Genomic DNA, 25,277 nt, shown 5'->3' with positions numbered 1-25,277 from the left:
GCAATGAAACGGGGGCCTGGGCCCCCGTATCGACCATGACACAGCTGGCATCAGTGTGCGGCGAGGGCAGCTTTGAGCTTGGCGAGCGCCTGACCACGATGGCTGAGCTGGTTCTTGAGCTCGCTTGGCATCTGGGCGGCGGTGCAATCGTGATCCGGCACGAAGAAGACGGGGTCATAGCCAAAGCCGTGTTCACCACGGGGGGCATCAATGATGAGGCCCTCCCAGCTTGCCTGGCAGATGATGGGGGTCGGGTCATCGGCGTGGCGCATATAGACCAGCACGCACCAGAAGCGAGCGCTCTTGAGGTAGTCGGGGGCACCGTTGAGTTCCGCCAACAGCTTGTCCAGATTGGCTCTGTCGCTGGCTCCTGCCCCTGCGAAGCGGGCCGAGTAGACGCCGGGGCGTCCATGCAACAGATCCACTTCCAGGCCTGAGTCATCGGCCACGGCTGGCAAGCCGGTGAGGCGAGCGGCATGACGGGCCTTGATGATGGCGTTTTCGACGAAGGTGGTGCCGGTCTCATCGGCATCTGGCACGGCAAACTCGCTCTGGGGGATCACCTGGATCTTCATATCGGCCAACATGGCGGCCAATTCCTTGACCTTCTTCTGATTCCCTGTTGCCAGGACAAGCTTGTTCATCGTACACCTCCGCAAAAATAACCTGCGCATTCTACGGGCAGGACCTCGCCAGTCAAAGCGGCAATTACCGAGTTTGCGCCGCCTGGCTGCAAAGAAGGAGCAAGATGGGAGGGAGAGGGGGTAGGAAGTGGCGCCATGAGCGGATCACCTATGCCCGATGGGAGTCCAGGCAAGGGGCCGGGGGCCATCGAGGAGGTCAGCTACAGCGTCAGGGTATCGGGTTCTAGCAGGGTGAGCTCACCGCCATAGACGGCGCCGGTGTCTATCCAGCAGAGGTTGCCATGACGCAGCCAGCCATGCTCAAGCGGGGTATGGCCCATCACCACCAGACTGACATTGGCTATCCACTGTGGCGGCTGGTTGAGATCGCGCTGCAAACGTTGGAGGCGACTGCGCTCCCACAGCATGTCTCGCCGGTGGCGGGTCATAAAGGTCGCATCGAGCTTGGCCCAGTCATGGCTGACGGGATCGGCATGGACCAGGCCAATGCGCCGCCCCAGGGCCGTGGTGAGGGTCAGCGCCAGGGGCAATCGGGCCAACTGCGGCAGCCGCCCCCTTATCTCGTCTTGGGCGGCGGGGCTCAACTCATCAAACCAGTCGCCGCCATTGCGGCGCCAGCGAGCCCGCTCCTGGGCGTGGTGTCTGGTGCGACCAGCACCGACTAGCCCCTCAGGGGTGAGGGCGTCGAGCAGCATGGCCTCATGGTTGCCGAGTACGGCATGAAACCAGGGCTGGTCGAGCAGGGCCAGACAACCTGGGCTATCCGGCCCTCGGTCGATGAGATCCCCCACGGAGCAGAGTCTGTCTCCTGCCGCCGGATCGAAGGCGAGCCGGGCCAGGGCCGCCTGCAGCTGCCCCAGGCAACCATGGAGATCGCCGACGATCAGGGTGCGACCCGGGACAGTGATATGGGGGGGCATGAGGCCTCCAGCAGGTTAAGGGGGCTTGGGTTACTATCGGTCAGCAGGGGACGCTGGGCAAGGGGGATGTTTTTTCCTATTTGGAATAACATAAGTGAGTAAATACCATTTCTGTTCATTTCACTGAGCCAGTAGACTGCCGCCCCACTCTAGTTCAGCTTTGGCCTTTTTCTGGTCCGTATTGAGGTAAGTCATGCCCCTGATCCTGTTACTCGTGCTCCTGGTGTTGTTCAGCCCCCTGGCCATCGACATCTATCTGCCCGCAATCCCGCAGATGGCCGAGCAGTTGGGGGCCGAGGTGACCCTGATGCAGGGCACCATCACCTGGTTCCTGTTCAGCATGGGCTTGGGCCAACTGCTGGTGGGCCCGCTGGCCGATCGTTATGGTCGCAAGCCGATCGCCCTGTGTGGTGTCGTGCTCTATGGCCTGAGCGCCCTGGCCGCCGGCTTTGCCGCCAGCCTGGGTGAGTTGATGCTGGCCCGGGTGCTGCAAGGCTTCGGCGCCTGCGCTACGTCAGTTGCCGCCTTCTCCGTGGTGCGTGACAGCTATGGCCCCAAGAAGAGCGGCCAGATGATCTCCTACCTCAATGGCGCCATCTGCTTCATCCCGGCGCTGGCCCCTCTGCTCGGTGGCTGGCTGACGGCCCAGGCGGGTTGGTCTGCCAACTTCTGGTTCATGGCCGGTTATGCGGCCCTGGTGGGTGGCTGGCTGATGTGGCGCATGCCGGAGACCCGCCCCGATGAGACCCGCAGTGAGGGCACCCTGATCAGCTGGGCTCGTTACAGTCCGGTACTGCGCTCTCCCAGCTTCTTGTTCAATGCCAGCCTCTGCATGTTGGCGATGGCGGTGATCCTGGCCTATGTCACCGCGGCGCCTGTGCAGTTGATGGTCAAGCTGGGGCTGGACATGGATGGCTTCAGCCGCTGGTTTGCCGCCAATGCGGTGCTCAATATCGCGACCTGTTTCCTGGCACCCCGCTTCATCGCCTGGGTCGGGGCCAGACGTACCCTGCGCCTGGGGCTGCTGGTGATCTGCCTGTCTGCACTGGTGCTGACCCTGGTGCAAGATGTCCAGCATCCTCTGGCCATGATGGGGCCGGTCTTCCTCTCCAGCATCGGCTTTGCCATGGTGTTGGGGGCCGCCGCCGGCATGGCACTGGCTCCCTTTGGTCACTGTGCTGGCACGGCCGCTGCCTTGCTTGGGCTCTTCCAGATGAGCGGAGCGGGTGCCCTGGTAGGTATCACAGGGGCGCTGGTTGCGGATCCCCTCAACCAGCTGGCGTTGCACATGTGGTTATTGTTGCCGCCTCTGCTGATGCTGCTGACCCGGCATGGGCGTAGCCTCTGCGCCAGTGCCTGAGTGTGATGGTGATGTGCAAGACGGGGGCTCAGGCCCCCGTTTGCATAGCGGGTCCTCAAGGCGGATTTAGCCGCCACCCTGTCAGAAGCTGTCCGATCTCCAGACTTCACATGATGGGGTTGAGGGTAGCGAGAGAGAGGAGCCGGTCGACCTGAATGTGCATTAATCATTCACAAAATCGTTTTTTGTTGATGTTTTGTATCAAATAATCAAGGTTGTTTAGGTTTTTTCATCCAATGGGTGAGAAAATATCATTGTGATACTCGTTTCCATTAACCAGCGTTAGGGTTATATTTCGCGCGTCTCTTGGCTCCCTTATTCATCTCTGTACGAAGGGGGGCAAAGTGCTCTGTGATGGCAACGCTGCCATCTCTCCATTTTTTGAGGGTATGCACATGAACAAAGTACTGGTAGCCGGTATCCTGGGTCTGATGTTGACCGCCTGTGGTCAGAAAGAAGAAGCTGCTCCTGCTGCGACTCCTGCCGCTGACGTTGCTGCCACCGTAGAAAAAGCCGCCAGCGAAGCTAGCGCCACTGTTGAGCAAGCCGCTGACAAAGCCGGTGAAGTGACCAAGCAAGCTGCTGCCGATGCAGGCGCTGCCGTAGAAAAGGCCGCCGACAAGGTTGAAGCCGCCGTGAGCGATGCCAAAGCCAACTAAGCGTGCTTTGATTGAAGAGACGGGCCCGGGGATCATCCCCGGGCCCGTTTTTATTGCGGTTATCTGTGCGGGCATCGGGCTTAGCGCGGCGCCCAGGCCGGATTAAGCAGGGCGGTCAGCACATGATCCTCCCAGCGGCCGTTGATCATCAGGTAGTCGCGGGCATATCCCTCTCGCTCGAAGCCAAGTCGAGCCAGCAGGGCGGCGCTGCGCAGGTTGGCGGGCATGTGACTGGCCATGATGCGATGCAGCCCCAGCTCGCCGAACAGATAATCTATCCCCCCTTGCACCACTTCCTGCATCAGCCCCTGACCCTGATGGGCCTCATCCACCGAGTAGCCAAGATGGCAGGCCTGAAACATGCCTTGCACTATGTGGGTGAAGTTGCAGGTGGCGATGACCCGCTCACCACTGGCATCGAGTGCCACCAGGTTGACCGCCTGGCCTGCGAAGAACTGGCCGTAGCTCTCTCGCAGCCGGGCAAACCAGCAACCCAGGGTATAGAAGTCAGGATCCCGTTTGGGCTCCCAGGGGGCCAGGTGCAGGCGATTTCGTTGATGGTAATCGAGCATCAGATCTGCCCGCTCCGGCGGCAATATGGTGAGCCGGGTACGAGGCGTCTCAAGATGAGGCAGCGCCATTACAGATCCCTCTGCTGTAGCCATTCATCCCGCAACAGGCCGTAGAGGGCGTGATCCACGACCCTGTCCCCCAACCGCTCGGCCCGGCGCACTATCCCCTCCTGGCGCATGCCGAGCCGCTCGCACACCGCCCGGCTGGCTTCATTGTCGAGGGCGGCGCTGATCTCTGCCTTCTCCATGCCCATCTCCTCGAAGGCATGATGAATGAGGGCCTGACAGGCGCGGCCTATGATGCCGTTGCCCTGCCAGCGCTCCGCCAGCCAATAGCCCAGGGTGACCTTGCCCAGGCTCTGATCGATCCGGTTGTAACCAATGACACCGACCAGTTCCCCCTGATACTCGATAGCCGTGGTGAGCGAGTCGCCACGGGCGAAGCCTTCGATGGCATGGCGGATGAAGGTGGCCGTGTCATCACGGCGCTGGATGAACGGCACCCAGGGCAACCATTGGGAGAGGTACTCCCGGTTCTGCTGACAGAGCCCATAGAGCTCGGTCGCCATGTCGGGTTGCAAGAAAGTCAGTGCCAGTTCGTCATCCAGTTGCCAGGTGAACATAGGGTCGTCCCTCGGTGCGTCTCTGCCGTGCGTTATGGTGCCTGCCAATGTAGCCAATTGGCCTACAGAGTGCCATGGCGAGCGTGCCCTTACCCCTTGAGGATCTCTCGCCGCCAAAGATGGGGGGGCAAGGGAGACATATCGCTCATTCGCTGGCAGGAAATGCTGTCTGCCCTCGCTCTTGCTGCCCATTGCTGGCCCTTCAGCAGATCCTGCTGCTCCTTTGTGCTGCGCTGTCAGTTCTGACAGGGCGCAATCTGCGACCGTCCCGCTAGCTTGGAGGCGCCGGGAGTGGCCCGGGATATCATCGACCTAAGGAAAGAAGAGATGAACAGAGTCTATTTGGCCGTTGCGCTGGCCTGTTGGGGTGGCGTCGCCCTGGCTGCCGATCAAGTCACCGTTGAGCAGGTTGCCGGTATGCAGGGCGCGCCGAGTGGCGCGGCGGGGGTGAGCGCACTGGCGGGTGAGGGGGAGTATCGTCAGGTCCGTGCCGTCACCCTGCCCAATGGTCAGCAACGGGTCCGCTATGAGCAGACCTGGCACGGCATCCCTGTCTGGGGTCAGGTGCTGGTGGCCGAGCAATCCCTCGGTGGCCAGATCAGCAAGCTGTCTGGTCAGATGCTTCGCCAGATCGATAACGATGTGGCGAGCCCGGCGGCGACACTCAGCCCGGCAGACGCGGCGGCCAAGGCGCGCGATGGCGCCAAGGGTAACAGTGAGCGGGTCAAGCTGTTCGTGGTGCAGGATGAGGCCGGGCAGGCCCGCCTGGTCTATCTGGTCTCCTGGCTGGCGGCGAGCGAAACACCGAGCCGTCCCTTCGTGATGGTCGATGCCCACACTGGCGCCGAACTCAAGCGCTGGGAGGGGATCAACCATCAGAACGCCAGTGGTCCGGGCGGCAACGCCAAGACCGGCAAGTACTTCTACGGCGCCGATTTCGGCCCTCTGATCGTCGATGCCAACTGCCGCATGAGCAGCACCAATGTCGATACCATCAACATGAATCACGCCACCTCGGGGGGCAGTGTGCATCAGTTCAGCTGCCCGGAAAACAGGGTCAAGGAGATCAACGGCGCCTTCTCCCCCCTCAATGATGCCCACTACTTCGGCAACGTGGTGTTCGACATGTACCGCAATTGGTACAACACGGCGCCGCTCAGCTTCAAGCTGAAGATGCGGGTTCACTATAGCCGCAACTATGAAAACGCCTTCTGGGACGGCAGCCAGATGACCTTTGGTGATGGTGCCACCACCTTCTATCCCCTGGTCAGCCTGGATGTGGCCGCTCACGAGGTGAGCCACGGCTTTACCGAACAGAACTCGGGGCTGGTCTATGCCAACCAGTCCGGCGGCATCAACGAGGCTTTCTCCGACATGGCGGGGGAGGCGGCCGAGCACTTCATGAAGGGCAGCAACGACTGGCTGGTGGGCGCGCAAATCTTCAAGGGCAACGGCTCCCTGCGCTACTTCGAGGATCCGACCCGGGATGGCAGCTCCATAGGTCACGCCAGTGACTATCGCAGCGGCATGGATGTGCACCACAGCTCCGGGGTCTACAACCGCGCCTTCTACCTGCTGGCAACCAGCAATGGCTGGAACACCCGCAAGGCGTTTGAGGTGTTCGTGCTGGCCAACCGCCTCTATTGGGGGCCCAACACCGATTACGATCAGGGCGCCTGTGGTGTGACCAAGGCGGCGACCGATCTGGGTTACAACCTGACCGACATCAGTCGTGCCTTCCAGACGGTCGGCGTCAATGCCAGCTGTGGTGGCACGCCACCCTCAGGGGGCAATGTGCTGCAAAACGGCGTGGCCCTGACCGGTTTGACGGGGGCTCAGGGGGGCAAACTCAATTACACCATCGAGGTCCCGGCCGGCAAGAGCACGCTGGTGGTCGCCAGCAGTGGTGGCAGCGGGGATGCGGATCTCTATGTGAAGTTTGGTACTGTGCCGACCAGTACCAGCTATGATTGCCGTCCCTACCAGAGCGGCAACACCGAGACCTGTACCCTCAATGCGCCCAAGGCGGGAACCTGGCATGTGCAGTTGAGCGGCTTCAGTGCCTTCTCCGGGGTGAGCCTCAAGGCAAGCTATTGATAGAGTGACATTTTATTTCTGACGCATAGCAAGACCACCTCTTCATGAGGTGGTTTTTTTATCTCAGCTGTCGAGGCGACAAGGATGAGCGGCCGATTGCCGGGCTATTTACCCGCCCAGTGGCTGGCGAGCATGCGGGCGGCCTCGATCACTCTCTCCTTTTCCCGGTTGGGGCGCTTGCCGCTGCGCCAGGCCATCATCACATCCCAGTGATCCGGCGGCAGATCCGTCACATCGAGCTGCACCAGGCGGCCAAATTCCAGATCCCGCGCGATGGCCAGCGCCGGCATCAGGGTGATGAAGCCGTGCTCTAGCGCGAGCTCACGGGCTGCGCTGGCTGGCTGGATGGCGTGTAGCGGGCGGTTTACCTGGCGCAGCAGCCGCAGCTGGATCAGCAGCTCGTCGCACCCCGTGCCCCACTGCTGGGGGGCGAGCCGCTCGTTGGCAATGTCTTGCAGGGTCAGCCCCTGGCGTCCCGCCAGGGGATGGGTGGCACAGGCCACCGCGATGATGGGGGAGCGGTAGAGCAGTTCGAGCTGAATACCGGCGATGGCGGGGCACTTGAGGATGAAGCCCACATCCGTCTCTCCGGTCAGCAGCTCCTGCATGATGATACCGGAGTGATCCGTGCTGCAGCGGATCTCGAAGCTCTCATCCACCAACTCCAGCAGCAGGGGACCGAATACCACTGTGGTGAGGGAGGGGAGGCAGGAGAGCCGAATGCGTGGCAGCAGGGGAGTGCCCTGCAAGGCGAGCTGGCCGGCCTCCAGGGCATTGAGGGCGGTGCTGACCGCGGGCAGAAACTGCTCGCAGGCGGCGGTGGGGGTGGCGCCGCGGCGGTGGCGGCGAAACAGCGGCTGGCCGAGGGCGTGTTCCAGTACGGCGATGCGCTGACTCACCATGGGTTGTGACCAGCCCCGCACCGCGGCCGCCTTGCTGAAGCTGCCCCGGTTGACCACATCGAGCAGCAGTTGCAGATCATCGAGCGTCATAGCCATAAAAAATCCCGATATGAAATATAGCCAGTTGTCGGCTACCACTATATCTGGTGCCCTCGCAGAATAGCAGCATCAATTGGAGTCTGAGGTGGTTATGGTAGAGCGGGCGCGGCGGCGGGGACGCTGGTTTTTGGCATTGGATTCTCTGCTGGTGATCCTGGGATTCTTCGTGGTGATGCCCATGATAAGCCTGAGATTTGTCGATCAGCTTGGCTGGGCGGCGGGGGTGGTGGGTCTGGCGCTGGGTCTGCGTCAGCTGACCCAGCAGGGGTTGGGGATCTTTGGCGGTTCTCTGGCTGACCGCTTTGGTGCCAGGCCGCTGATCGTCGGCGGCATGCTGCTGCGGGCGGTGGGTTTTGCCAGCCTGGCCTATGCCGAGAGCGGTCTGGCGCTTATTGTCTCCTGCATCATCTCGGGTCTGGGCGGTTGCCTGTTCGATCCTCCGAGAGCGGCCCTGGTCATCAAGTTCACCCGGCCCCATCAGCGCGGACGCTACATCTCGCTGCTGATGATGCTGGAGAGTGCCGGTGCCGTGCTCGGCGCCCTGCTCGGCAGCTGGCTGCTCAATTTCGATTTCGAATATGTCTGTCTGCTGGGGGCTTGTCTGTTCGTCACTGCCGCCCTGTGCAACTGGCTCATTCTGCCCGCCTACAAGATCTCCTTGCGACCAACCCCCATCAAGACAGGGCTGGGCCGGGTGCTGGCGGACAAGGCATTTTGCCGGGTGGTGCTGATCCTGAGCGGCTACTACGCGCTCTGGGTGCAGGTGATGCTGATCTTTCCCATTCTGGTCAAGCAGATGGCGGGCAGCAGCACGGCGGTGGGCTGGATGTATAGCCTGGAGGCGGCGCTGTCGCTCGCCCTGCTCTATCCCCTGGCGCGCTACGGCGAGCGTCACTTCCGGCTGGAGACCCGGCTGCTGGCGGGCATGCTGCTGATGACCGCAGGCATAGGGCTGGTGGCGTTTGCCACCAGCCTGGAGGCGATTTTTGCGCTGCTGGCCTGTTTCTATCTCGGCATCATCATCGTGGAGCCGGCCCGGGAGACCTTGATGACCCGGTTGGCCCACCCGAGTGCGCGGGGCAGCTACATGGGCTTTAGTCGGCTAGGGTTGGCGTTGGGCGGCATGAGTGGTTACGTAGGAGGCGGCGCTTTGCATGACTATGCCAGCGCTCAGGGGCAGCCCTGGTTGCCCTGGCTGGTGCTGGGCAGCGTCGGCGTGGTGACCCTGCTGCTGCTCAGCCACTGTTTTGCCCGTCGTCCCGAACTGGCACAACTGCGCGCTTGAGTCCGATATAAAAAAACCGGCCGCTGATGCGGCCGGTTTGGTATCGAGAGCTGGCTTGACGCCAAATCCGGACTTAGAAGTTGTACTGCAGTGCGACACCAACGACGTCGTCAGAGACTTGGCCCAGGCTGCTGTAGCCATCGGAGCCATCTTCGTCGAGCAGGTTGATCTTGTAGTCAACATAGGCGTTGAAGTTGTCGGTGAAGTTGTACCAGGCACCCACACTGACGTACTCGGTCAGGGTGTCGTCGATATTGGCACCGCTGCGGTCATCCTTCACGTCGGTACGCAGGTAGGCGACGGACGGCTTGAATTTCGGGGTGACGCTGTACTGGGCAACGGCTTCATAACCGTCACTCTTCTCGGCATAGCCGCTCTGGCCATTCTTGCTGACGAAGATGTGATCCTGGCCATGAGCATAGGTGGCTGCCAGGTAGAGGTTACCGGCACTGTACTTGATACCGGCGCCATACAGCTGGGCATCGTCATCCCCACCGAAGGAGGCCAGCTCTTTCTGGTCACCAGTCTTGGTGGCCATGTTGTAGACGGCGCCCAGGGAGAGACCCATGTCGAAGTCATAGTTGGCGGACAGGGCATAACCCTCGTCGGAACCCTTCATCCACTTGCTGTCCTTGTCATTCCAAGGATCGTTCTTGCCAGTGAACTGGGCACCCAGGGTAATGCCCTGATAGGTATAGATGTACTGGGCCAGGCCGTTGTTACGACCGGTACCGAACACGTCAGTGTCCTTGCCCAGGCCGTCACCACCCCATTCCGGCAGCACGTCGGTATAGTTGTTGACCGCTTTGGCGAACAGACCATCCTGACGGCCGTAGCTGAAGGCGCCGAAGCGATCGTTCTGGATACCCACGTAGCCGTAACGCAGCTCGTCGTTGTCAGAACCTGAGGTCGGCAGGTTGTATTCGGCGAAGGCGAAGGCTTTGGTTTCGTCATCGATGCGAGTCTCACCGGCGACGTGCAGACGCAGGTAGCTCTGATCGCCTTCCAGGGCGTCACTGCTGGTACCGTAGTACATACCTTGAACGCGACCACCAATATCCAGCTTGGTGCCGTCTTGATCATACAGGGTGGCAGCCTGGGCGGTACCGGCCAGCATCAGGCTGGAAACAGCCATGGTCAATGCAGTCTTTTTCATTGTCTATTCCTCTGGGGTAAGTACTCTCCAGGTCCCTCTAGGAGCCTGAATGATCGGTATTTTTCCGATATGGCAATTCTATGGGGGGCAAGCTTGACTGGAGCTGAAGCCGGAATCTTTTTGCATATTAAGGCATCATTTTTGTGACGCACAACGACAAAAAAGCGACCCGGAGGTCGCTCTTGATTAACGGGGGTGAGGCTATCAGAGCATCAGGCCACCGAAGAAGAAGCCCAGGGTCACGGCCATGGCGATAGTAGCCACACCCGGGATGAAGAAGGGGTGGTTGAACACCGCCTTGCCAATCCGGGTCGAACCTGTGTCATCCATCTCCACTGCCGCCAGCAGGGTCGGGTAGGTGGGCAGCACAAACAGGGCGCTCACGGCGGCAAAGGAGGCGATGGCGGTCAGCGGGCTGACGCCCAGCGCCAGGGCGGCAGGCATCAGTGCCTTGGTGGTGGCACCCTGGGAGTAGAGCAGCATGGAGGAGAAGAACAGCACCACGGCCAGCAGCCAGCTATAGCTGTTGAGCAGATCGCCCGCCACGAGCTGGATAGTGTCCATGTTGCCTTTCACGAAGACGTTACCCAACCAGGCGACACCCAGTACGCAGATGCAGGCTGACATACCGGATTTGAAGGTCGGCATGTTGGTGACCTGAGTCGCGTCCAGCTTGCAGACCAGGGTCATGATGGTGGCGGCGGCGAGCATGATGCCCATGATGGCGCCATCACGGGGGATGGGCGGATGGGCAATCAAGCCTACATTGCTCGAAATGGCCGTGGCATAGGCCATGACGGCGACGATGGCGGCGACGAAGATGCCGACCGAGAGTTTGGCATAGGGTTTGAGCTCGACCTGGCTGGTGCCGCGCAGCTTGATCAGACCCTTGGCCTTGCGCTCCAGATAGACTTCATCTTGATCCAGCGGCTTGCCCATCATGTTGGCGACGAAGGCGCCGACCATGCAGGCGAGGAAGCTGGACGGAATGCAGATGGCCAGCAGGGTCAAGTAATCGACACCAAAAGGCTCCAACATCCCGGAGAAGGCGACCACGGCTGCCGAAATGGGCGAGGCGGTGATGGCGATCTGGGAGGCGATAACCGCGATGGAGAGCGGACGGGAGGGGCGAATGCCTTGCTCCTTGGCCACCTCGGCGATGACCGGCAAGGTGGAGAAGGCAGTGTGGCCTGTCCCGGCGAGCATGGTCATCAGGTAGGTGACGACAGGGGCGGCGAAGGTGATGTGCTTGGGATTCTTGCGCAGCGCCTTCTCGGCCAGGGAGACCAGATAATCCATGCCGCCAGCCAGTTGCATACAGGCGATGGCACAGATCACGGACGCGATGATCATGATCACGTCCCAGGGAATATAACTGACCAGCTGGTCGCTTGGGATCTCCATGCCCAGACCCCAGGTCAATACCAGCACCCCCAGGCCACCGGCGAAGCCGATGCCGATGCTGCCTATCCGGGCTCCCAGATAGATAGCGGCGAGTACGACGGCTAACTCGATTCCAATCATAGTGAACACTCCATTATTTTTAGTTTTTAAGAATCGTTCTGGCACAAAGCCATTTCCCGATGGGCTGGCGGCAAGCAAGCGGGTCGGGAAATGGCTTTAAGGGCCGGGAGTGATCCCGGCCCTGGCTCGCTTATACGGCGGCGCTGCGCGCGAAGCGCTTGGCCTTGTATTGCGGGTTCATCAGGTTTTCGATAGAGAGGATCTCGTCGAGCTGTTCTGCGGTCAGCAGACCGCGCTCCAGTACGACTTCACGGACGTTCTTGCCGGTTTGGGCGCAGATCTTGCCGACAATGTCCCCCTCGTGGTGACCGATGAAGGGGTTGAGGTAGGTCACGATGCCGATGGAGTTGAGCACATGGTTCATGCAGATCTCCGGGTTGGCGGTGATCCCTTCCACACACTTCTCGCGCAGGGAGATACAAGCATTCTTCATCAGGCTCAAGGATTCGAACATGGCCTGACCTATCACGGGTTCCATCACGTTCAGCTGCAGTTGACCGGCTTCTGAGGCGAAGGTGATAGTGATGTCGTTGCCAAACACCTTGAAGCAGGCCTGGTTGACCACTTCCGGGATGACCGGGTTGACCTTGGCTGGCATGATGGAGGAGCCCGCCTGCATCTCCGGCAGGTTGATCTCTTTGAGGGCGGTGCGTGGGCCGGAAGAGAGCAAGCGCAGATCGTTACAGATCTTGGAGAGCTTCATGGCCAGGCGTTTGATGGCGCTGTGCAGCATCACATAAGCGCCGCAATCCGAGGTGGCTTCGATCAGATCTTCTGCCGGCACATAGGCGCGACCGGTGATCTCGGCCAGACGCTGGATGGCCAGGGCAGAATACTCGGGCGGGGTGTTCAGGCCGGTACCGATGGCGGTGGCGCCCAGGTTCACTTCCAGCAGCAGCTCCTGGCAACGCTTGATGGACTTGATCTCTTCCCGCAGGGTCACGGCAAAGGCATGGAACTCCTGACCCAGGGTCATGGGCACCGCATCTTGCAACTGGGTGCGTCCCATCTTGAGCACAGAGCTGAACTCCTTGGCCTTGGCGTCGAAGGCGGTGATCAGATCGTCCAGGGCATCCAGGGTGGTGTCGGTGCTGTTGACCACGGCGACGCGGAAACCGGTCGGGTAGGCATCATTGGTGGATTGGCACTTGTTGACGTGGTCGTTGGGGTTGATGACGTCGTAGCGACCCTTCTCCAGCCCCATGATCTCCAGGGCTATGTTGGCCAGTACTTCGTTGGTATTCATGTTGACCGAGGTTCCGGCGCCGCCTTGGTAGACATCGACAGGGAACTGATCGAAACACTTGCCGGTGTTGAGCATCAGATCGCAGGCTTCGACGATCTTGTCGGCAATTTCGGGGGGCATGGTGCCCAGTTCGCCGTTGGCCAGGGCCGCTGCCTTCTTGGTCAGCACCATGCCACGGACAAACTCAGGGACATCAGAAATTTTCTGAGTGCTCAGCTTGAAGTTCTCGACCGCCCGCAGGGTGTGGACGCCGTAATAGAGCTCGTTGGAAACTTCTTTGGTGCCCAGCAGATCTTCTTCAATGCGGACGTTTATGATGTCGCTCATTGTAATGCCTCAGAAATCAAATAAATGGAAATGATCCTCACCGAGTGGTCGCGAGTTCCTTGCGCACAGCTCATCCTGAAGCACCACACATCGAGTGGGGCGGTAGGGAATAATTCCCCGTTAACTGTCAGGGATCTTACCTCAATGGGGGTACCCCATGTTAGATGTAGATCACTAAATTTGAGGGATTCCCAAATTTTTTGCGACGATTAAACATATGTTGCAAATGACCCAATTACTGTGACAGAACAAGGGACTCACGCCCAGCCATCTCAGGGAAAATATTCCCTAAAATCACGGCTGGATCGCGCTTTGCCTTGAAAAAGCCGATAGCTCCCCCATCTAGTAGAGAGGAATGCCGCCTCCTGCCCTGGCCGGATGGAGAGGCGAGCGCCAGTCAGACTGGCCACCACATCAAGCCGTACTGAGGTCAATATGGGTAAGTTATTTTTGTTATTTGTCGGCCTGTCTCTGCTCGAACTGACCGTCATGATCCAGGTGGGTACCGTCATCGGTGCTCTGCCAACCGTGATCCTCATCGTGCTGACGGCCATGCTGGGCAGTTCGCTGGTGCGTCGCCAGGGGCTCAAGACCCTGATGGAAGCCCAACAGCGGATGCAGGTCGGCGAGATGCCGGCCCGTGAGCTGATGGGGGGCATGATGCTGGCCCTGGCTGGTCTGCTGTTGATCGTCCCGGGCTTTGTCACCGACCTGCTGGGTCTGTTGCTGCTTCTGCCGCCGCTGCGCAGCCGTCTGGCCGACAGACTGGTCAAGGGGGTCAGGGTGCAAGGGGCCATGGGAGGCTTCCAGTCTCAGGGGCCTTACTCCCCATCGTCCCCGCTGCGCGATGAGTCCAGCACCATCATAGAGGGTGAGTTCGAGCGCAAGGACAAGGAGTAATCTCAGCGGCCACGTCGGTCGGCGCCAGCAGTGGCGAAGAGAGAAACCTGAAGGGGCCGCAGCAAGCGGCCCTTTTGTTGCCTGCTACCCGGCCTCTGAGGGGGGCTGCTGCGGGTTGATGGGGAGAAGGCGGCGCCGCTGCTCAGGGACGCCCTTGATGGCAGAGTTGTTCGAAGCGATGGCGGGCATAGAGCCAGGCCAGGCTGCCCGCCGCCAGATTGGCGATGAGTATCCCCAGATAGATGCCCTCTTCCCCGCCCAGCCTGGCGCCGATCCAGGCCCCGGGCAGCAAGAAGCCAAACAGTCGCAGGCCATTGAACAGAAATGAGATGCTGGAGGCGCGCACCCCGTTCAATGCCGAGGCCAGCAGCATCACCATCCCCTGAAAACCATACCCGATGGGTACCAGGTGCAGGTAGAGCACGATCAGGCGGCTCACCTGGGGATGGTCGCTGAACAGGCTGGCAATCAGCGGGGCCAGCAGCCAGGTCAGCCCATAGATGGCGAGCTGAAACAGCAAGGCAAAACGCATGCAGAGCTGCAAGGCCGCCCTGGCCCGTGCCGGATTGCCTGCCCCGCAGTTCTGGGAAACAAAGGGGGCCAGCACCGAGGAGAGCGCCATCATGACGATGAGCAGCAGTGCCTCAACCCGGGACGCGGCCCCATAGGCGGCGACCACCTCGGTACCAAGGCCTGCGAAGATGACCATCAGCATGGCGTTGGCCAGGGGGTTGAGCATATTGGTGAAGGAGGCGGGTACAGCCACATGCAACAGGGCGCGCCAATGGGCCAGCAGGCGCTGGCGTGGGGAGAGCCGCCAACGTAGCAGCCCCTCCCTGTGGCGCAATATATAGAGGCTGACCAGCATGGCCATCAACCAGGAGACGGAGGTGGCGATGGCGGCGCCACTGATACCCCACTCGGGAAAGGGACCTATGCCGAAGATGAGCAAAGGATCCAGCACGCCATTGACCAGCCCGGCGACCGCCATCACCAGACTCGGCGTCTTGGTGTCCCCGGTGGCGCGGATGGCGGCATTGCCGACCATGGGCAGCACCAGCATGGGTACCGTCAGATACCAGATCAGCATGTAGTCGTGGATGAGGGCGATCAGGGCCTCGCTTGCCCCCAGCAGACGAAACAGCGGGTCTATGGTGAGGGCACCCAGCAGGGAGAGCAGGGTGACCAGCAGCACCGCGAGAAACAGACTGTCGGTGACCAAGTGAGCGGCCTCTTCATGCTTGCCCTGACCCAGGGTGTGGCCAATCACGGCCGAGAGCCCGGCCCCGAGTCCCATGGCGAGCGAGGTGACCACGAAGGTCACCGGGAAGGTAAAGCTGATGGCGGCCAGCGCCTGGGTGCCCAGCATGCCGATGAAGAAGGTATCGACCAGATTGAATGCCAGTATGGCGATGATGCCGAGGATCATGGGCCCTGTCATGCGCAGCAATACGGCGGGCATGGGGGCAGTCAGCATGGGATTGGGTCGGGTCAAGGGCAAGTCTCTTCACGGCTGGAAACTGATCTCTGGTTTGCCGAAAGACAAACTCGGAACCATGGCGGGCATGGCGATCCATCGAAGATATTCATGGTACGTGAAAAACTTTTTTTTGTATCCGCCCTTGAAGGGGAGAGATAAGTGCCCCACATCTGGGTCATATGCAATTTGGCCAGGAATGGCCATTCCTCAAGTAACAAAGTGACTCATTTTGGGAGAGTTATCGATGAAAATTCGTCCACTGCACGACCGCGTCATCATTAAGCGCATCGAAGCTGAAGCTAAATCCGCTGGCGGTATCGTCCTGACTGGTACTGCGGCTCAGAAGTCCACCCGTGGTGAGGTTCTGGCCGTGGGGACTGGTCGAATTCTGGATAATGGCGAAGTGAAGGCGCTCGCTGTCAAGGTCGGCGACAAGGTGATCTTCAACGAAGGTTACGGCGTCAAGAGCGAGAAGCTGGACGGTCAGGAAGTGTTGATCCTGTCCGAGACCGACATCCTGGCGATCGTCGAAGCGTAATTTTTCCTTCCCCCGAATTGACTAAAGGATTCAAGAATCATGGCAGCTAAAGACGTTAAATTTGGCAACGAAGCCCGTATCAAAATGCTGGAAGGCGTGAACATCCTGGCCGACGCCGTCAAAGTGACCCTGGGCCCGAAAGGCCGCAACGTGGTGCTGGACAAGTCCTTCGGCGCCCCGACCATCACCAAGGATGGCGTCTCCGTTGCGCGCGAAATCGAGCTGGAAGACAAATTCCAGAACATGGGCGCCCAGATGGTCAAGGAAGTCGCTTCCAAGGCCAACGACGCCGCCGGTGACGGTACTACCACTGCTACCGTACTGGCTCAAGCCATCGTCAACGAAGGCCTGAAAGCCGTCGCTGCAGGCATGAACCCGATGGACCTGAAGCGTGGTATCGACAAAGCCGTTGTGGCGGCCGTTGCCGAGCTGCAGTCCCTGTCCCAGCCTTGCGCCGACAGCAATGCCATCGCTCAGGTGGGTACCATCTCCGCCAACTCTGACGAGAAAGTGGGTGCATTGATCGCCGAAGCCATGGACAAGGTCGGCCGTGATGGCGTCATCACCGTTGAAGACGGTCAGGGCCTGGAAGACGAGCTGGCAGTGGTTGAAGGCATGCAGTTCGACCGCGGTTACCTCTCCCCTTACTTCGTCAACAAGCCGGAAACCGGCGCCGTCGAGCTGGACGATCCCTTCATCCTGCTGGTCGACAAGAAAGTCTCCAACATCCGCGAAATGCTGCCGGTGCTGGAAGGCGTTGCCAAAGCGGGTAAACCGCTGCTGATCGTTGCCGAAGACGTAGAGGGCGAAGCCCTGGCTACCCTGGTGGTCAACACCATGCGTGGTATCGTGAAAGTGGCTGCCGTCAAGGCGCCGGGCTTCGGTGACCGTCGCAAGGCCATGCTGCAAGATATCGCCATCCTGACCGGCGGTACCGTCATCTCCGAAGAGGTGGGCATGGAGCTGGAAAAAGCGACCCTGGAAGACCTGGGCCGTGCCAAGCGCATCGTCATCACCAAAGAGAACACCACCATCATCGACGGTGTGGGCGATGCAACCCTGATCGAGAGCCGTGTTGCTCAGATCCGTCAGCAGATCGAAGAGACCTCTTCCGATTACGACCGTGAGAAGCTGCAAGAGCGCGTAGCCAAATTGGCTGGCGGCGTTGCCGTTATCAAAGTCGGTGCTGCCACCGAAGTTGAGATGAAAGAGAAGAAAGCCCGGGTTGACGACGCCCTGCACGCCACTCGCGCTGCGGTAGAAGAAGGCGTGGTTGCCGGTGGTGGTGTTGCACTGGTGCGCGTTGCGGCCAAACTGGCTGGTCTGCGTGGCGACAACGAAGATCAGAACGTGGGTATCAAGGTTGCACTGCGCGCCATGGAAGCCCCGCTGCGTCAGATCGTCATCAACGCCGGTGAAGAAGCCTCCGTCATTGCCAACGCCGTGAAGAATGGTGAAGGCAACTTCGGCTACAACGCCTACACCGAGCAGTACGGTGACATGCTGGCCATGGGCATCCTGGATCCGACCAAGGTGACTCGTTCCGCCCTGCAGTTTGCCTCTTCCATCGCCGGCCTGATGATCACCACTGAGTGCATGATCACTGACCTGCCGAAGAAAGATGGCCCGGCCATGCCTGATATGGGCGGCATGGGTGGCATGGGCGGCATGATGTAATCTCGCTCTCGTCATTAAACGGCTCGCATTGGCGGGCCGTTTTTTTTAAGGCGGCTAAACTGGACGTATTGATAATAAAATCATTGGTGTATCTATGATCAAAATTGGCTTTATCCCCCTTATCTTCTGCCTCGCGGGCCCGGCCCTGGCCTTGGAGGCGCCACAAGGCCCCGTGATATTGACCGTCTCCGGCAATGTGGATGCCGAAGGGGCACAAGCTGGCAAGGTGGAGCTGGACCTCGCACTCATTCAGTCCCTGCCACAACACGAAATAGTCACCAGCAATCCCTGGGTCGACAAGCCTCATCACTACAGGGGCCCCAAGGTGGCCGATCTGCTCGCAGCACTTGATGCCAAAGGCAAGACCATCACCCTGACCGCCCTCAACAGTTTTCAGATCAAGGTGGACTGGGAGAAGGTAAAGCAATATGACCCCATTCTGGCCTGGCAGGACGATGGCATCACCATGCGGGTACGTGACAAGGGGCCCCTTTGGTTTATCCTACCCTTGGATCAATATCCGGAACTCAAGCAGTCTGCCTACACCGACATGATGATCTGGCAATTGAGCGCCCTAGATATTCAGAACTGACAAGGTGGGAGTCCGGGTGAAAAGAAAGAGTTGGCCACTGTTGCTCATTCTCTATATTTCCATCCTCTCATTCACGGGGAGCACCCTCTATTGCCTGGTGCAGATCCAGAATGCGACCCGGGTCATGGAGAAGTATACCTACGACGTCTCCTGGGCCCTGATGCAGTTGCAGCTGGAGTTGGGGCGTTTCCTCAACTCGGTCGAGCTCTACCACTATGGCGGCATAGACCACGACACCCTGATGCTGCGTTATGACATCTTGTGGAGCCGCACCCCGGTATTGTTGAGTGGGCAGCTGCGCGAGAGCCTGCATGACAAGCAGAAAGCCTTGCGCCTGGTACAACTCATCGAGAGTACGATCCGCGAACTCGAACCTCGCATTTCGGCCCTCAAGGCAGGTAATGGCGACTATCAGCAGATCATGATGCGGTTATCACCCCTGCAAGAACCGCTCTCTTATTCCCTCGCCTCCGTGATGCAACAGAACATCAAGGTATACACCAGTAACGACCAGCGTTTCGGTACCTTGCGCAACTCTCTGCTGCTCATGGTCAGCGGCTTGCTGGTATCGGTGATCATGCTCAGCGTGTTGCTGATCCGTGAGGGGCGGCGCCACTATCGGGAAGCTCGCTTCGACCCGCTCACAGGCCTCTCCAATCGCCTCGCCCTGCTGGAACAGATGGAGGAGTGCGTTACCCGGGAACAGCCCTTTGGCCTGGTGCTGATCGATATCAACGAGTTTCGCGACATCAACAGCAAGTTTGGCTACAACATTGGCGATCTTCTGCTGCAAGAGTTGGCCCGGCGTCTCGATACGCTCTGTAATGACAGTGAATGGGCTGCCCGTTTGGTGGGGGATCAATTCGCCATCATCCAGAAGGACAGCAGCGATCTCAAACAGGTGCGAGAGCTGGTCGCCCGCGTGCTGTATGCCGTCAAGCAGGATATTCCCCTGGATCACTACCCATTTAGGCTGGAGGTGGGGATAGGCATCGCCTTCTACCCCATGGATAGCGAGGAGACTCAGGATCTGCTGAGCCGGGCCGAGCAGGCGCTGTTCCACAGCCGCAAGACCCATGTGCCCTATGTCATCTACGACAAATCACTGCAAAATGAGACGGCGCGGCGTAAACACCTTGCCTCCGACATGGTGGTGGCGCTCGAACGCAATGCCCTCGAGCTTTATTATCAGCCCATCATCAATCTGGAGACCGGGCGCTGTGAAGCCGTTGAGGCCCTGCTGCGCTGGCGTCACCCTGAACTTGGTTTCATCCCGCCCAACGAGTTGATCCAGGTTGCCGAAGAGTTCCAGCTGTCTGAAAAATTGGGGGGCTGGGTGCTCAATACCGCGTGCGCCCAGCTTTACCAATGGCAGCAACTGGGTCTTCTTGACCTGCAGATGTGCGTCAATATCTCCCCCGGAATGTATCAACGCAGCCTGCTCAAGCTGGTCGCCAAGGCCCTGATGGAGCATCGTATTTCTGCCGCTCATCTGGTATTGGAAGTGACGGAAGACACCACAATGCGCGAGGTGAAAAACTCGCTGCAACTGATGCAGGATCTGAGTCAGCAAGGGGTGCAGCTGGCGCTGGATGATTTTGGGACAGGCTACTCCTCCCTCAGTTACCTGCAGAAGCTGCCAGTGAACAAGGTGAAGATCGACCGATCCTTCATCCAGGGGATAGACAGCTCCACCGAGGCTTCGGAGCTGGTTGCCAATATTTGTCGACTCGGTTCCATGCTTGGCAAGACGCTGGTGTGCGAGGGGATTGAAACTCAGGCCCAGCTCGATGTGTTACGCGGGCTGACCGACATTCATCTTTATGGTCAGGGTTATCTGTTCAGCCGCCCGGCCCAGGCGGAGGCCGTGTATCAGACGCTGCTGGAGATGGAAGAGCGCTGGCTGGATGGCAAGGTACCAAGCAGAGCCTGTCACAGCTAAGCAGTTGTGACTCATGCTTTCGTCATCATGGCCGATAGCCAGAGGGCAGGAGGAATGCAAATGGAAATATCTGGTTCAACATCTTATGGCAGTGCCCTCATGGTCGCCAGCCTCGCCAAGAAGCAACAAGCTCAAGAGGGGGAAACCGCTCTGGCCCTGTTGCAGGGAGCCGCCGAATCGGCACAAGCCCCCAGGAGCACGGCAGGCAGCACCCTGGGTGGCAACATCAATATTCACGTATGATGCCAAGTAATAAAAAAGCCTCGGTCTGTTGACCGAGGCTTTTTTCGTTCTGGCGCTTTACTGATGCAGATTAACCGGCGAAAGGCGCTGGTGCTTCAAACGTCATCCGCTCTCCGCTGCGTGGATGGCTGATGGTCAGCATGGCCGCATGCAGGTATAGATGGGGTGCCGCTGCCAGCGCCTCGGGGTGGGCATAGAGGTTGTCACCCAATATGGGATGCCCCAGTTCCAGCATGTGAACCCGCAACTGATGGGATCTGCCGGTGATGGGCATCAGCTTGATCAAGCTGTTGCCATTTTCCACTCTCAGCTTCTCCCACAGGGTCAAGGCATGGCGTCCCTCCTCGAAATCAACCTTCTGCTTGGGGCGGTTGGGCCAGTCCACACACAGGGGCAGATCAACCTGGCCTGAGTCCGCCTCCGGTTCGCCCCATACCCAGGCAAGATAGTGCTTCTCGGTCTCCCGCTCGCGAAACTGTCTGCTTAACTCGCGATGAGCATTGGGATTGAGGGGGATCACCAATACACCCGTGGTAGACATGTCGAGGCGATGGGCCGCGGCTGCCTTGGGGTGTTGCTGCTTCACCCTGTGCAAGACACTGTCTTCGTTTTCTGGGCCACGCCCCGGCACACTGAGCAGGCCGGTCGGCTTGTTGACCACCATGATGTCTTTATCCTTGAACAGGATATCGAGCCAGGGCTCCAGGGGAGGGCAATATTCGAACATAGCGTCTCGCATCAAAGGTTAAGGTGGGGACGCGTCCCCATCAGTTATGGTTCACCACGATAATAAAGTGCATGGCATCCAGCTTGAGCCGAGTCTGGCTGCGTCGGCTTCAGTATCTCGTCAGTTATGGGTCACCACGATAATAAAGTGCATGGCATCCAGCTTGAGCCCAGTCTGGCTGCCTCGACGTCAGTATCTCGTCAGTTATGGTTCACCACGATAATAAAGTGCATGGTATCCAGCTTGAGCCGGGTCTGGCTGCCTCGACTTCAGTATCTTGTCAGTTATGGGTCACCACGATAATAAAGTGCATGGCATCCAGCTTGAGCCAGGTCTGGCTGCCTCGACTTCAGTATCTTGTCAGTTATGGGTCACCACGATAATAAAGTGCATGGCATCCAGCTTGAGCTGGGTCTGGTCGCGCCGACTTCAGTATCTCGTCAGTTATGGGTTACCACGATAAAGCGGATGGCATCCAGCTTGAGCTGGGTCTGGTCGATCAGGTGATGCAGCTCGGCCTGCAGGTCGCGCAGGTAGTCGAGTTCGCTGTCCCGCACATTGGGGTTGACGGCCTTGAGTGCTTCCAGCCTGTCCAGATCCTGTTGCAGAGTCTGCGCCATCTGGCCACGGGCCTCATCGACAATGGTCATTTTCAGCTGTTCGGCAATGGCTTGCCCCTTGCCGATCAGACCGTGGATCACCGGTTGCGAGGCGGTGACCAGCTTGCTGCCCAGGTGACGATTGACCGGGGTCAGCTGGCGATTGAAGGCATCAAATGCCACCTTCTCTCCCAGATTCTGCCCGTTCTTGTCCATCAACAGCCGGATCGGCGTCGGTGGCATGAAACGGTAGAGCTGGGAATGGGCGGCAGATTCGGCCACAAAGATGAGTTCCAGCAGGATGGAGCCGATAGGGAGCGCTTTATTCTTGAGCAGCGCGACCGAGGTGGCGCCTATCTCCGATCCCAGAATCAGGTCGATACCGCCCCGCATGATGGGGTGATCCCAGGAGAGGAAGAACATATCGTCCCTGGACAGCGCCGTGTCTCTGTCAAAGGTAACCGTCATGCCGTCATGGGGCAGGCCCGGGAAGCTGGAGACCAGCATATGATCCCCCGGCGTCAGTACCAGGGCATTTTCACCGCGATCATCCTGATTGACGCCAATCTCATCGAACATCTTGAGGGCAAAGGAGATCATGGCGGTGTCGCCATCCTCTGCCGCCAGTCTGTCGGCCAGTTGCTGGGCCGCTTCCCCCCCGCAGGAGTGGATCTCCAGCAGGCGATCGCGACCTTGCTCCAGGCGAGCCTTGAGCGGTTCGTGCAGTTCCCGGGTCCGGGTGAGCAGCTCGTCGAGCGCGGCTTGCTCTCCGCTGTTGGCGGCTAACAGTTCGAACAGCTGATCGCGCACCGCTTCAAATACGGGGCGAGCGGTGGGGCAGGTCTGCTCGAACGCATCCATGCCATCGTGGTACCAGCGCAGCAGGGCCAGCTGGGCGCTACCTTCCAGATAAGGAACGTGGATTTCGACCGTATTTTGCTGACCGATGCGGTCGAGACGACCGATACGCTGCTCCAGCAAATCCGGGTTAAGGGGCAGATCAAATAGCACCAAGTGGTTGGCAAATTGGAAGTTGCGACCCTCGGAGCCTATTTCGGAACAGATCAGCACCTGAGCGCCACCATCTTGCTGGGCGAAATAGGCTGAGGCCTGATCCCGTTCCAGGATGGACATGCCTTCGTGGAAGACGGTCGCCCGTATTCCCTCGCGGGTACGCAGTGCCTCTTCCAGGGCGAGGGCTGTGCTCGCTTCGGAACAGATCACCAAGACTTTCTGCTGGCGGGCGCCGAGCAACAGCTCCAGCAACCAGGTGATGCGGGGATCAAACTGGGTCCAACTGGCGCTGTCACCCTCGAACTGCTGATAGATCTTCTCGGGATAGAGATAACGCAGGGCACGGGCCTGCAGATCGCCACCGCTCCCCCCCATCATGCTCATGACCTTGATGGCAGTCTTGTACTGATCCGGTAACGGCATGGGGTAGACATTGAGATGGCGCTCGGGGAAGCCTTGAATATTGGCTCGGCTGTTACGAAACAGCACCCGGCCGGTACCGTGTTGGTCGAGCAGCGTGCTGACCGCCTGCTGACGCGTTTTGCTGTCGGTCAGATCCAGCCCTGCGAGCTGGTTGGCGAGGAGCTGCTGAGCGGCATCGCTCAGGGGCTCGCCAGCGAGCAGCGCCTGGGCTGCCGCCGCAACTTGACCATAAGCCTGCTCCTCTGCCAGGAAAGCCTCGTAGTCGTAGAAGCGCTCGGGATCGAGCAACCGCAACCGGGCGAAGTGGCTCTGATGGCCCAGCTGATCCGGAGTGGCGGTAAGCAGCAGCACGCCCGGTACCTGTTCGGCCAGGGCTTCGACCATCTCATAGGCTCGGCTCGGGGCTTCCTCGCTCCACTCCAGGTGATGCGCCTCATCAACGACCAGCAGATCCCATTCGGCTTCCAGTACCTGTTCGAAGCGACGACGCTTCTTGCGCAGGAAGTCGAGGCTGCAGATCACCAGTTGTTCTGTCTCGAACGGGTTCTCCGCATCGGCGAAGGCCTCAATACAACGCTCCTCGTCAAACAGAGAGAAATGCAGATTGAAGCGGCGCAGCATCTCGACCAGCCATTGATGCTGCAGGGTCTCAGGTAGCAAGATCAGCACGCGTTGGGCACGGCCGGACAGCAGTTGCTGATGGATGATCATCCCGGCTTCTATGGTCTTGCCCAGACCGACTTCATCGGCGAGCAGGACGCGCGGGGCATAGCGGTGGCCCACTTCGTGGGCAATATAGAGCTGATGCGGGATCAGGCTGACTCGCCCCCCGGCCAGGCCGCGGGTCGGATTGCGACGGCGCTTGTGCTGATTGTTCAGCGCCTCATAACGCAGAGTGAAGCGGGACATGCGGTCTATTTGACCGGCGAACAGGCGCTCCTGCGGCTTGTTGAACTTGATAAAGTTACTGAGAAACACTTCCTTGAGGGCCACAGGCTCACCGGTATCGGTGCGTGTGCCTACATATATAAGAAGGCCATCCTTTTCCTGCACTTCGTCGACAGTCAGGGTCCAGTCCTCGTGGCTGGCAATCTGATCGCCCACATTGAAGCTGACCCGGGTCACGGGTGCCTCTTCTTTGGCATACATGCGGTTTTCACCGGTAGCCGGAAACAACATGGTCACCATACGGCCTTCGACAGCCACTACAGTACCCAATCCCAGATCCGTCTCGGTATCACTAATCCAACGCTGGCCAAGTGCAAAAGGCATTAAACTCTCCAAAGCCCAAGAGTGTGTCACCACAAAGGGGCGCTATATTACCCGAAGGCGTGAGCACTATCACCATGGTTATGGTGGCTGGCCTTGCTAGGAGGGCGGATGGATAGCAAGAGAGTCCGTTCATCTCAGTCAGGGGCTCTATCAAGGCTGAGATGTTCAATAAGTGAGGCTTTTGCTGCTTTTAACAGCGAACGCACCCAGAACGTCATATTTCTGTCATTTAGCCCTTGCCAGCGCGGCTGCCATCCCTATAATGCGCCCCTACCAGCACGGCACAACACGCCGGACTGATGAGCTAGCTTCACAGTGAAGCAGGCGCCGAAAGAAAAGCGAAAACAACCGCTTGACTTTAGAAGTGAGGAGCGTAAGATGCGCCTCCTCAACGCGATAAGCGTGACGCTCTTTAACAATTTGAATCAAGCAATCTGTGTGGGCACTCACAGCATC

The 25,277-nt window shown here is 59.4% G+C and carries 21 protein-coding genes; 10 read left to right on the top strand and 11 right to left on the bottom strand.

Annotated features, from left to right (window positions below; all coding sequences use genetic code 11):
* Window positions 1–50: 50 nt before the first annotated feature.
* Both rdgB and M2366_RS16355 read right to left on the bottom strand, forming a co-directional pair.
* Window positions 51–644, bottom strand: a complete 594-nt coding sequence (gene rdgB, locus M2366_RS16360) for an RdgB/HAM1 family non-canonical purine NTP pyrophosphatase (protein ID WP_042043006.1) — start codon at window positions 642–644, stop codon at window positions 51–53.
* Between the two features lie 200 nt (window positions 645–844).
* Window positions 845–1,564 (bottom strand): metallophosphoesterase, encoded by a 720-nt coding sequence (locus tag M2366_RS16355; protein WP_259237333.1) that lies wholly within the window; start codon window positions 1,562–1,564, stop codon window positions 845–847.
* Between the two features lie 193 nt (window positions 1,565–1,757).
* Between M2366_RS16355 and M2366_RS16350 the strand changes: the two genes are divergently transcribed.
* Window positions 1,758–2,924 carry a multidrug effflux MFS transporter gene (locus M2366_RS16350; protein WP_259270177.1) on the top strand — a complete coding sequence of 389 codons (1,167 nt, stop codon included), beginning with the start codon at window positions 1,758–1,760 and terminating at the stop codon, window positions 2,922–2,924.
* A gap of 395 nt (window positions 2,925–3,319) precedes the next feature.
* Window positions 3,320–3,583, top strand: a complete 264-nt coding sequence (locus tag M2366_RS16345; protein WP_224431210.1) for a hypothetical protein — start codon at window positions 3,320–3,322, stop codon at window positions 3,581–3,583.
* Window positions 3,584–3,663: 80 nt separating this feature from the next.
* Here M2366_RS16345 and M2366_RS16340 read toward each other — a convergent pair whose 3' ends face one another.
* Together M2366_RS16340 and M2366_RS16335 are read right to left on the bottom strand one after the other, a co-directional pair.
* A complete protein-coding gene (locus tag M2366_RS16340) occupies window positions 3,664–4,224 on the bottom strand; it encodes a GNAT family N-acetyltransferase (RefSeq protein ID WP_042043009.1) in 561 nt (186 codons plus the stop codon).
* The gene (locus tag M2366_RS16335) at window positions 4,224–4,778 is read right to left on the bottom strand and encodes a GNAT family N-acetyltransferase (RefSeq protein ID WP_224431209.1); all 555 of its coding nucleotides are present in this window, start codon (window positions 4,776–4,778) and stop codon (window positions 4,224–4,226) included. Before M2366_RS16335 ends, M2366_RS16340 begins: the two co-directional genes overlap by 1 nt.
* A 327-nt stretch (window positions 4,779–5,105) precedes the next feature.
* Here M2366_RS16335 and M2366_RS16330 point away from each other — a divergent pair, with 327 nt between their 5' ends.
* Window positions 5,106–6,875 (top strand): M4 family metallopeptidase, encoded by a 1,770-nt coding sequence (locus M2366_RS16330; protein ID WP_224431208.1) that lies wholly within the window; start codon window positions 5,106–5,108, stop codon window positions 6,873–6,875.
* A gap of 104 nt (window positions 6,876–6,979) precedes the next feature.
* Here M2366_RS16330 and M2366_RS16325 read toward each other — a convergent pair whose 3' ends face one another.
* The gene (locus M2366_RS16325; protein WP_224431207.1) at window positions 6,980–7,873 is read right to left on the bottom strand and encodes a LysR family transcriptional regulator; all 894 of its coding nucleotides are present in this window, start codon (window positions 7,871–7,873) and stop codon (window positions 6,980–6,982) included.
* A 94-nt stretch (window positions 7,874–7,967) separates the two neighbouring features.
* Between M2366_RS16325 and mdtH the strand changes: the two genes are divergently transcribed.
* Window positions 7,968–9,161, top strand: a complete 1,194-nt coding sequence (gene mdtH / locus M2366_RS16320) for a multidrug efflux MFS transporter MdtH (RefSeq protein ID WP_042043013.1) — start codon at window positions 7,968–7,970, stop codon at window positions 9,159–9,161.
* A gap of 73 nt (window positions 9,162–9,234) precedes the next feature.
* Here mdtH and M2366_RS16315 read toward each other — a convergent pair whose 3' ends face one another.
* The 3 genes from M2366_RS16315 to aspA form a co-directional block, all read right to left on the bottom strand.
* Complete coding sequence (locus M2366_RS16315) at window positions 9,235–10,317, bottom strand: porin (protein ID WP_259270176.1); 1,083 nt, start codon at window positions 10,315–10,317, stop codon at window positions 9,235–9,237.
* A gap of 204 nt (window positions 10,318–10,521) precedes the next feature.
* Window positions 10,522–11,841: an anaerobic C4-dicarboxylate transporter gene (locus tag M2366_RS16310; protein WP_042043015.1), complete on the bottom strand. Its 1,320-nt coding sequence runs from the start codon at window positions 11,839–11,841 to the stop codon at window positions 10,522–10,524.
* 130 nt (window positions 11,842–11,971) lie between these two features.
* Entirely contained in the window at window positions 11,972–13,414 is a 1,443-nt protein-coding gene (aspA, locus tag M2366_RS16305; protein ID WP_042043016.1) for an aspartate ammonia-lyase, read from the bottom strand.
* 435 nt (window positions 13,415–13,849) lie between these two features.
* On the opposite strand from aspA, the gene M2366_RS16300 reads away from it, so the two are divergent.
* Window positions 13,850–14,314: an FxsA family protein gene (locus M2366_RS16300; protein WP_042043017.1), complete on the top strand. Its 465-nt coding sequence runs from the start codon at window positions 13,850–13,852 to the stop codon at window positions 14,312–14,314.
* 142 nt (window positions 14,315–14,456) lie between these two features.
* Here M2366_RS16300 and M2366_RS16295 read toward each other — a convergent pair whose 3' ends face one another.
* The gene (locus M2366_RS16295; RefSeq protein WP_224433039.1) at window positions 14,457–15,791 is read right to left on the bottom strand and encodes an MATE family efflux transporter; all 1,335 of its coding nucleotides are present in this window, start codon (window positions 15,789–15,791) and stop codon (window positions 14,457–14,459) included.
* Between the two features lie 247 nt (window positions 15,792–16,038).
* On the opposite strand from M2366_RS16295, the gene M2366_RS16290 reads away from it, so the two are divergent.
* From M2366_RS16290 to M2366_RS16270, 5 genes are all read left to right on the top strand, one after another.
* The gene (locus M2366_RS16290) at window positions 16,039–16,332 is read left to right on the top strand and encodes a co-chaperone GroES (protein WP_005901665.1); all 294 of its coding nucleotides are present in this window, start codon (window positions 16,039–16,041) and stop codon (window positions 16,330–16,332) included.
* Between the two features lie 39 nt (window positions 16,333–16,371).
* The gene (gene groL, locus M2366_RS16285; protein ID WP_042043020.1) at window positions 16,372–18,009 is read left to right on the top strand and encodes a chaperonin GroEL; all 1,638 of its coding nucleotides are present in this window, start codon (window positions 16,372–16,374) and stop codon (window positions 18,007–18,009) included.
* 94 nt (window positions 18,010–18,103) lie between these two features.
* Entirely contained in the window at window positions 18,104–18,601 is a 498-nt protein-coding gene (locus M2366_RS16280; RefSeq protein ID WP_259270175.1) for a molybdopterin-binding oxidoreductase, read from the top strand.
* A gap of 124 nt (window positions 18,602–18,725) precedes the next feature.
* Window positions 18,726–20,543 carry a bifunctional diguanylate cyclase/phosphodiesterase gene (locus M2366_RS16275; RefSeq protein WP_224433038.1) on the top strand — a complete coding sequence of 606 codons (1,818 nt, stop codon included), beginning with the start codon at window positions 18,726–18,728 and terminating at the stop codon, window positions 20,541–20,543.
* A gap of 60 nt (window positions 20,544–20,603) precedes the next feature.
* Window positions 20,604–20,786 (top strand): hypothetical protein, encoded by a 183-nt coding sequence (locus tag M2366_RS16270; protein ID WP_232302013.1) that lies wholly within the window; start codon window positions 20,604–20,606, stop codon window positions 20,784–20,786.
* A 70-nt stretch (window positions 20,787–20,856) separates the two neighbouring features.
* Here the strand turns inward: M2366_RS16270 and rluA are convergent, their stop codons facing one another.
* Window positions 20,857–21,513, bottom strand: a complete 657-nt coding sequence (rluA, locus tag M2366_RS16265) for a bifunctional tRNA pseudouridine(32) synthase/23S rRNA pseudouridine(746) synthase RluA (RefSeq protein WP_042043024.1) — start codon at window positions 21,511–21,513, stop codon at window positions 20,857–20,859.
* A 440-nt stretch (window positions 21,514–21,953) separates the two neighbouring features.
* A complete protein-coding gene (rapA, locus tag M2366_RS16260; protein ID WP_259270174.1) occupies window positions 21,954–24,821 on the bottom strand; it encodes an RNA polymerase-associated protein RapA in 2,868 nt (955 codons plus the stop codon).
* Between the last annotated feature and the right edge of the window lie 456 nt (window positions 24,822–25,277).

It is taken from the genome of Aeromonas sp. BIGb0405 (assembly GCF_024807335.1).
GTDB classification, from domain to species: Bacteria; Pseudomonadota; Gammaproteobacteria; order Enterobacterales; family Aeromonadaceae; genus Aeromonas; species Aeromonas rivuli.
The sequence above is the reverse complement of the archived record's forward strand: the minus strand, read 5'-3'. Positions and strand labels throughout refer to the sequence as shown.

Coding starts and splice junctions, on each gene's coding strand:
- rapA (WP_259270174.1), bottom strand. CDS start 24,821: ATGCCTTTTGCACTTGGCCAGCGTTGGATTAGTGATACCGAGACGGAT.
- M2366_RS16315 (WP_259270176.1), bottom strand. CDS start 10,317: ATGAAAAAGACTGCATTGACCATGGCTGTTTCCAGCCTGATGCTGGCC.
- M2366_RS16355 (WP_259237333.1), bottom strand. CDS start 1,564: ATGCCCCCCCATATCACTGTCCCGGGTCGCACCCTGATCGTCGGCGAT.
- M2366_RS16350 (WP_259270177.1), top strand. CDS start 1,758: ATGCCCCTGATCCTGTTACTCGTGCTCCTGGTGTTGTTCAGCCCCCTG.
- M2366_RS16330 (WP_224431208.1), top strand. CDS start 5,106: ATGAACAGAGTCTATTTGGCCGTTGCGCTGGCCTGTTGGGGTGGCGTC.
- M2366_RS16345 (WP_224431210.1), top strand. CDS start 3,320: ATGAACAAAGTACTGGTAGCCGGTATCCTGGGTCTGATGTTGACCGCC.
- M2366_RS16325 (WP_224431207.1), bottom strand. CDS start 7,873: ATGGCTATGACGCTCGATGATCTGCAACTGCTGCTCGATGTGGTCAAC.
- M2366_RS16335 (WP_224431209.1), bottom strand. CDS start 4,778: ATGTTCACCTGGCAACTGGATGACGAACTGGCACTGACTTTCTTGCAA.
- M2366_RS16340 (WP_042043009.1), bottom strand. CDS start 4,224: ATGGCGCTGCCTCATCTTGAGACGCCTCGTACCCGGCTCACCATATTG.
- M2366_RS16280 (WP_259270175.1), top strand. CDS start 18,104: ATGATCAAAATTGGCTTTATCCCCCTTATCTTCTGCCTCGCGGGCCCG.
- M2366_RS16290 (WP_005901665.1), top strand. CDS start 16,039: ATGAAAATTCGTCCACTGCACGACCGCGTCATCATTAAGCGCATCGAA.
- mdtH (WP_042043013.1), top strand. CDS start 7,968: ATGGTAGAGCGGGCGCGGCGGCGGGGACGCTGGTTTTTGGCATTGGAT.
- M2366_RS16295 (WP_224433039.1), bottom strand. CDS start 15,791: ATGCTGACTGCCCCCATGCCCGCCGTATTGCTGCGCATGACAGGGCCC.
- M2366_RS16310 (WP_042043015.1), bottom strand. CDS start 11,841: ATGATTGGAATCGAGTTAGCCGTCGTACTCGCCGCTATCTATCTGGGA.
- rdgB (WP_042043006.1), bottom strand. CDS start 644: ATGAACAAGCTTGTCCTGGCAACAGGGAATCAGAAGAAGGTCAAGGAA.
- rluA (WP_042043024.1), bottom strand. CDS start 21,513: ATGTTCGAATATTGCCCTCCCCTGGAGCCCTGGCTCGATATCCTGTTC.
- M2366_RS16270 (WP_232302013.1), top strand. CDS start 20,604: ATGGAAATATCTGGTTCAACATCTTATGGCAGTGCCCTCATGGTCGCC.
- aspA (WP_042043016.1), bottom strand. CDS start 13,414: ATGAGCGACATCATAAACGTCCGCATTGAAGAAGATCTGCTGGGCACC.
- groL (WP_042043020.1), top strand. CDS start 16,372: ATGGCAGCTAAAGACGTTAAATTTGGCAACGAAGCCCGTATCAAAATG.
- M2366_RS16275 (WP_224433038.1), top strand. CDS start 18,726: ATGGAGAAGTATACCTACGACGTCTCCTGGGCCCTGATGCAGTTGCAG.
- M2366_RS16300 (WP_042043017.1), top strand. CDS start 13,850: ATGGGTAAGTTATTTTTGTTATTTGTCGGCCTGTCTCTGCTCGAACTG.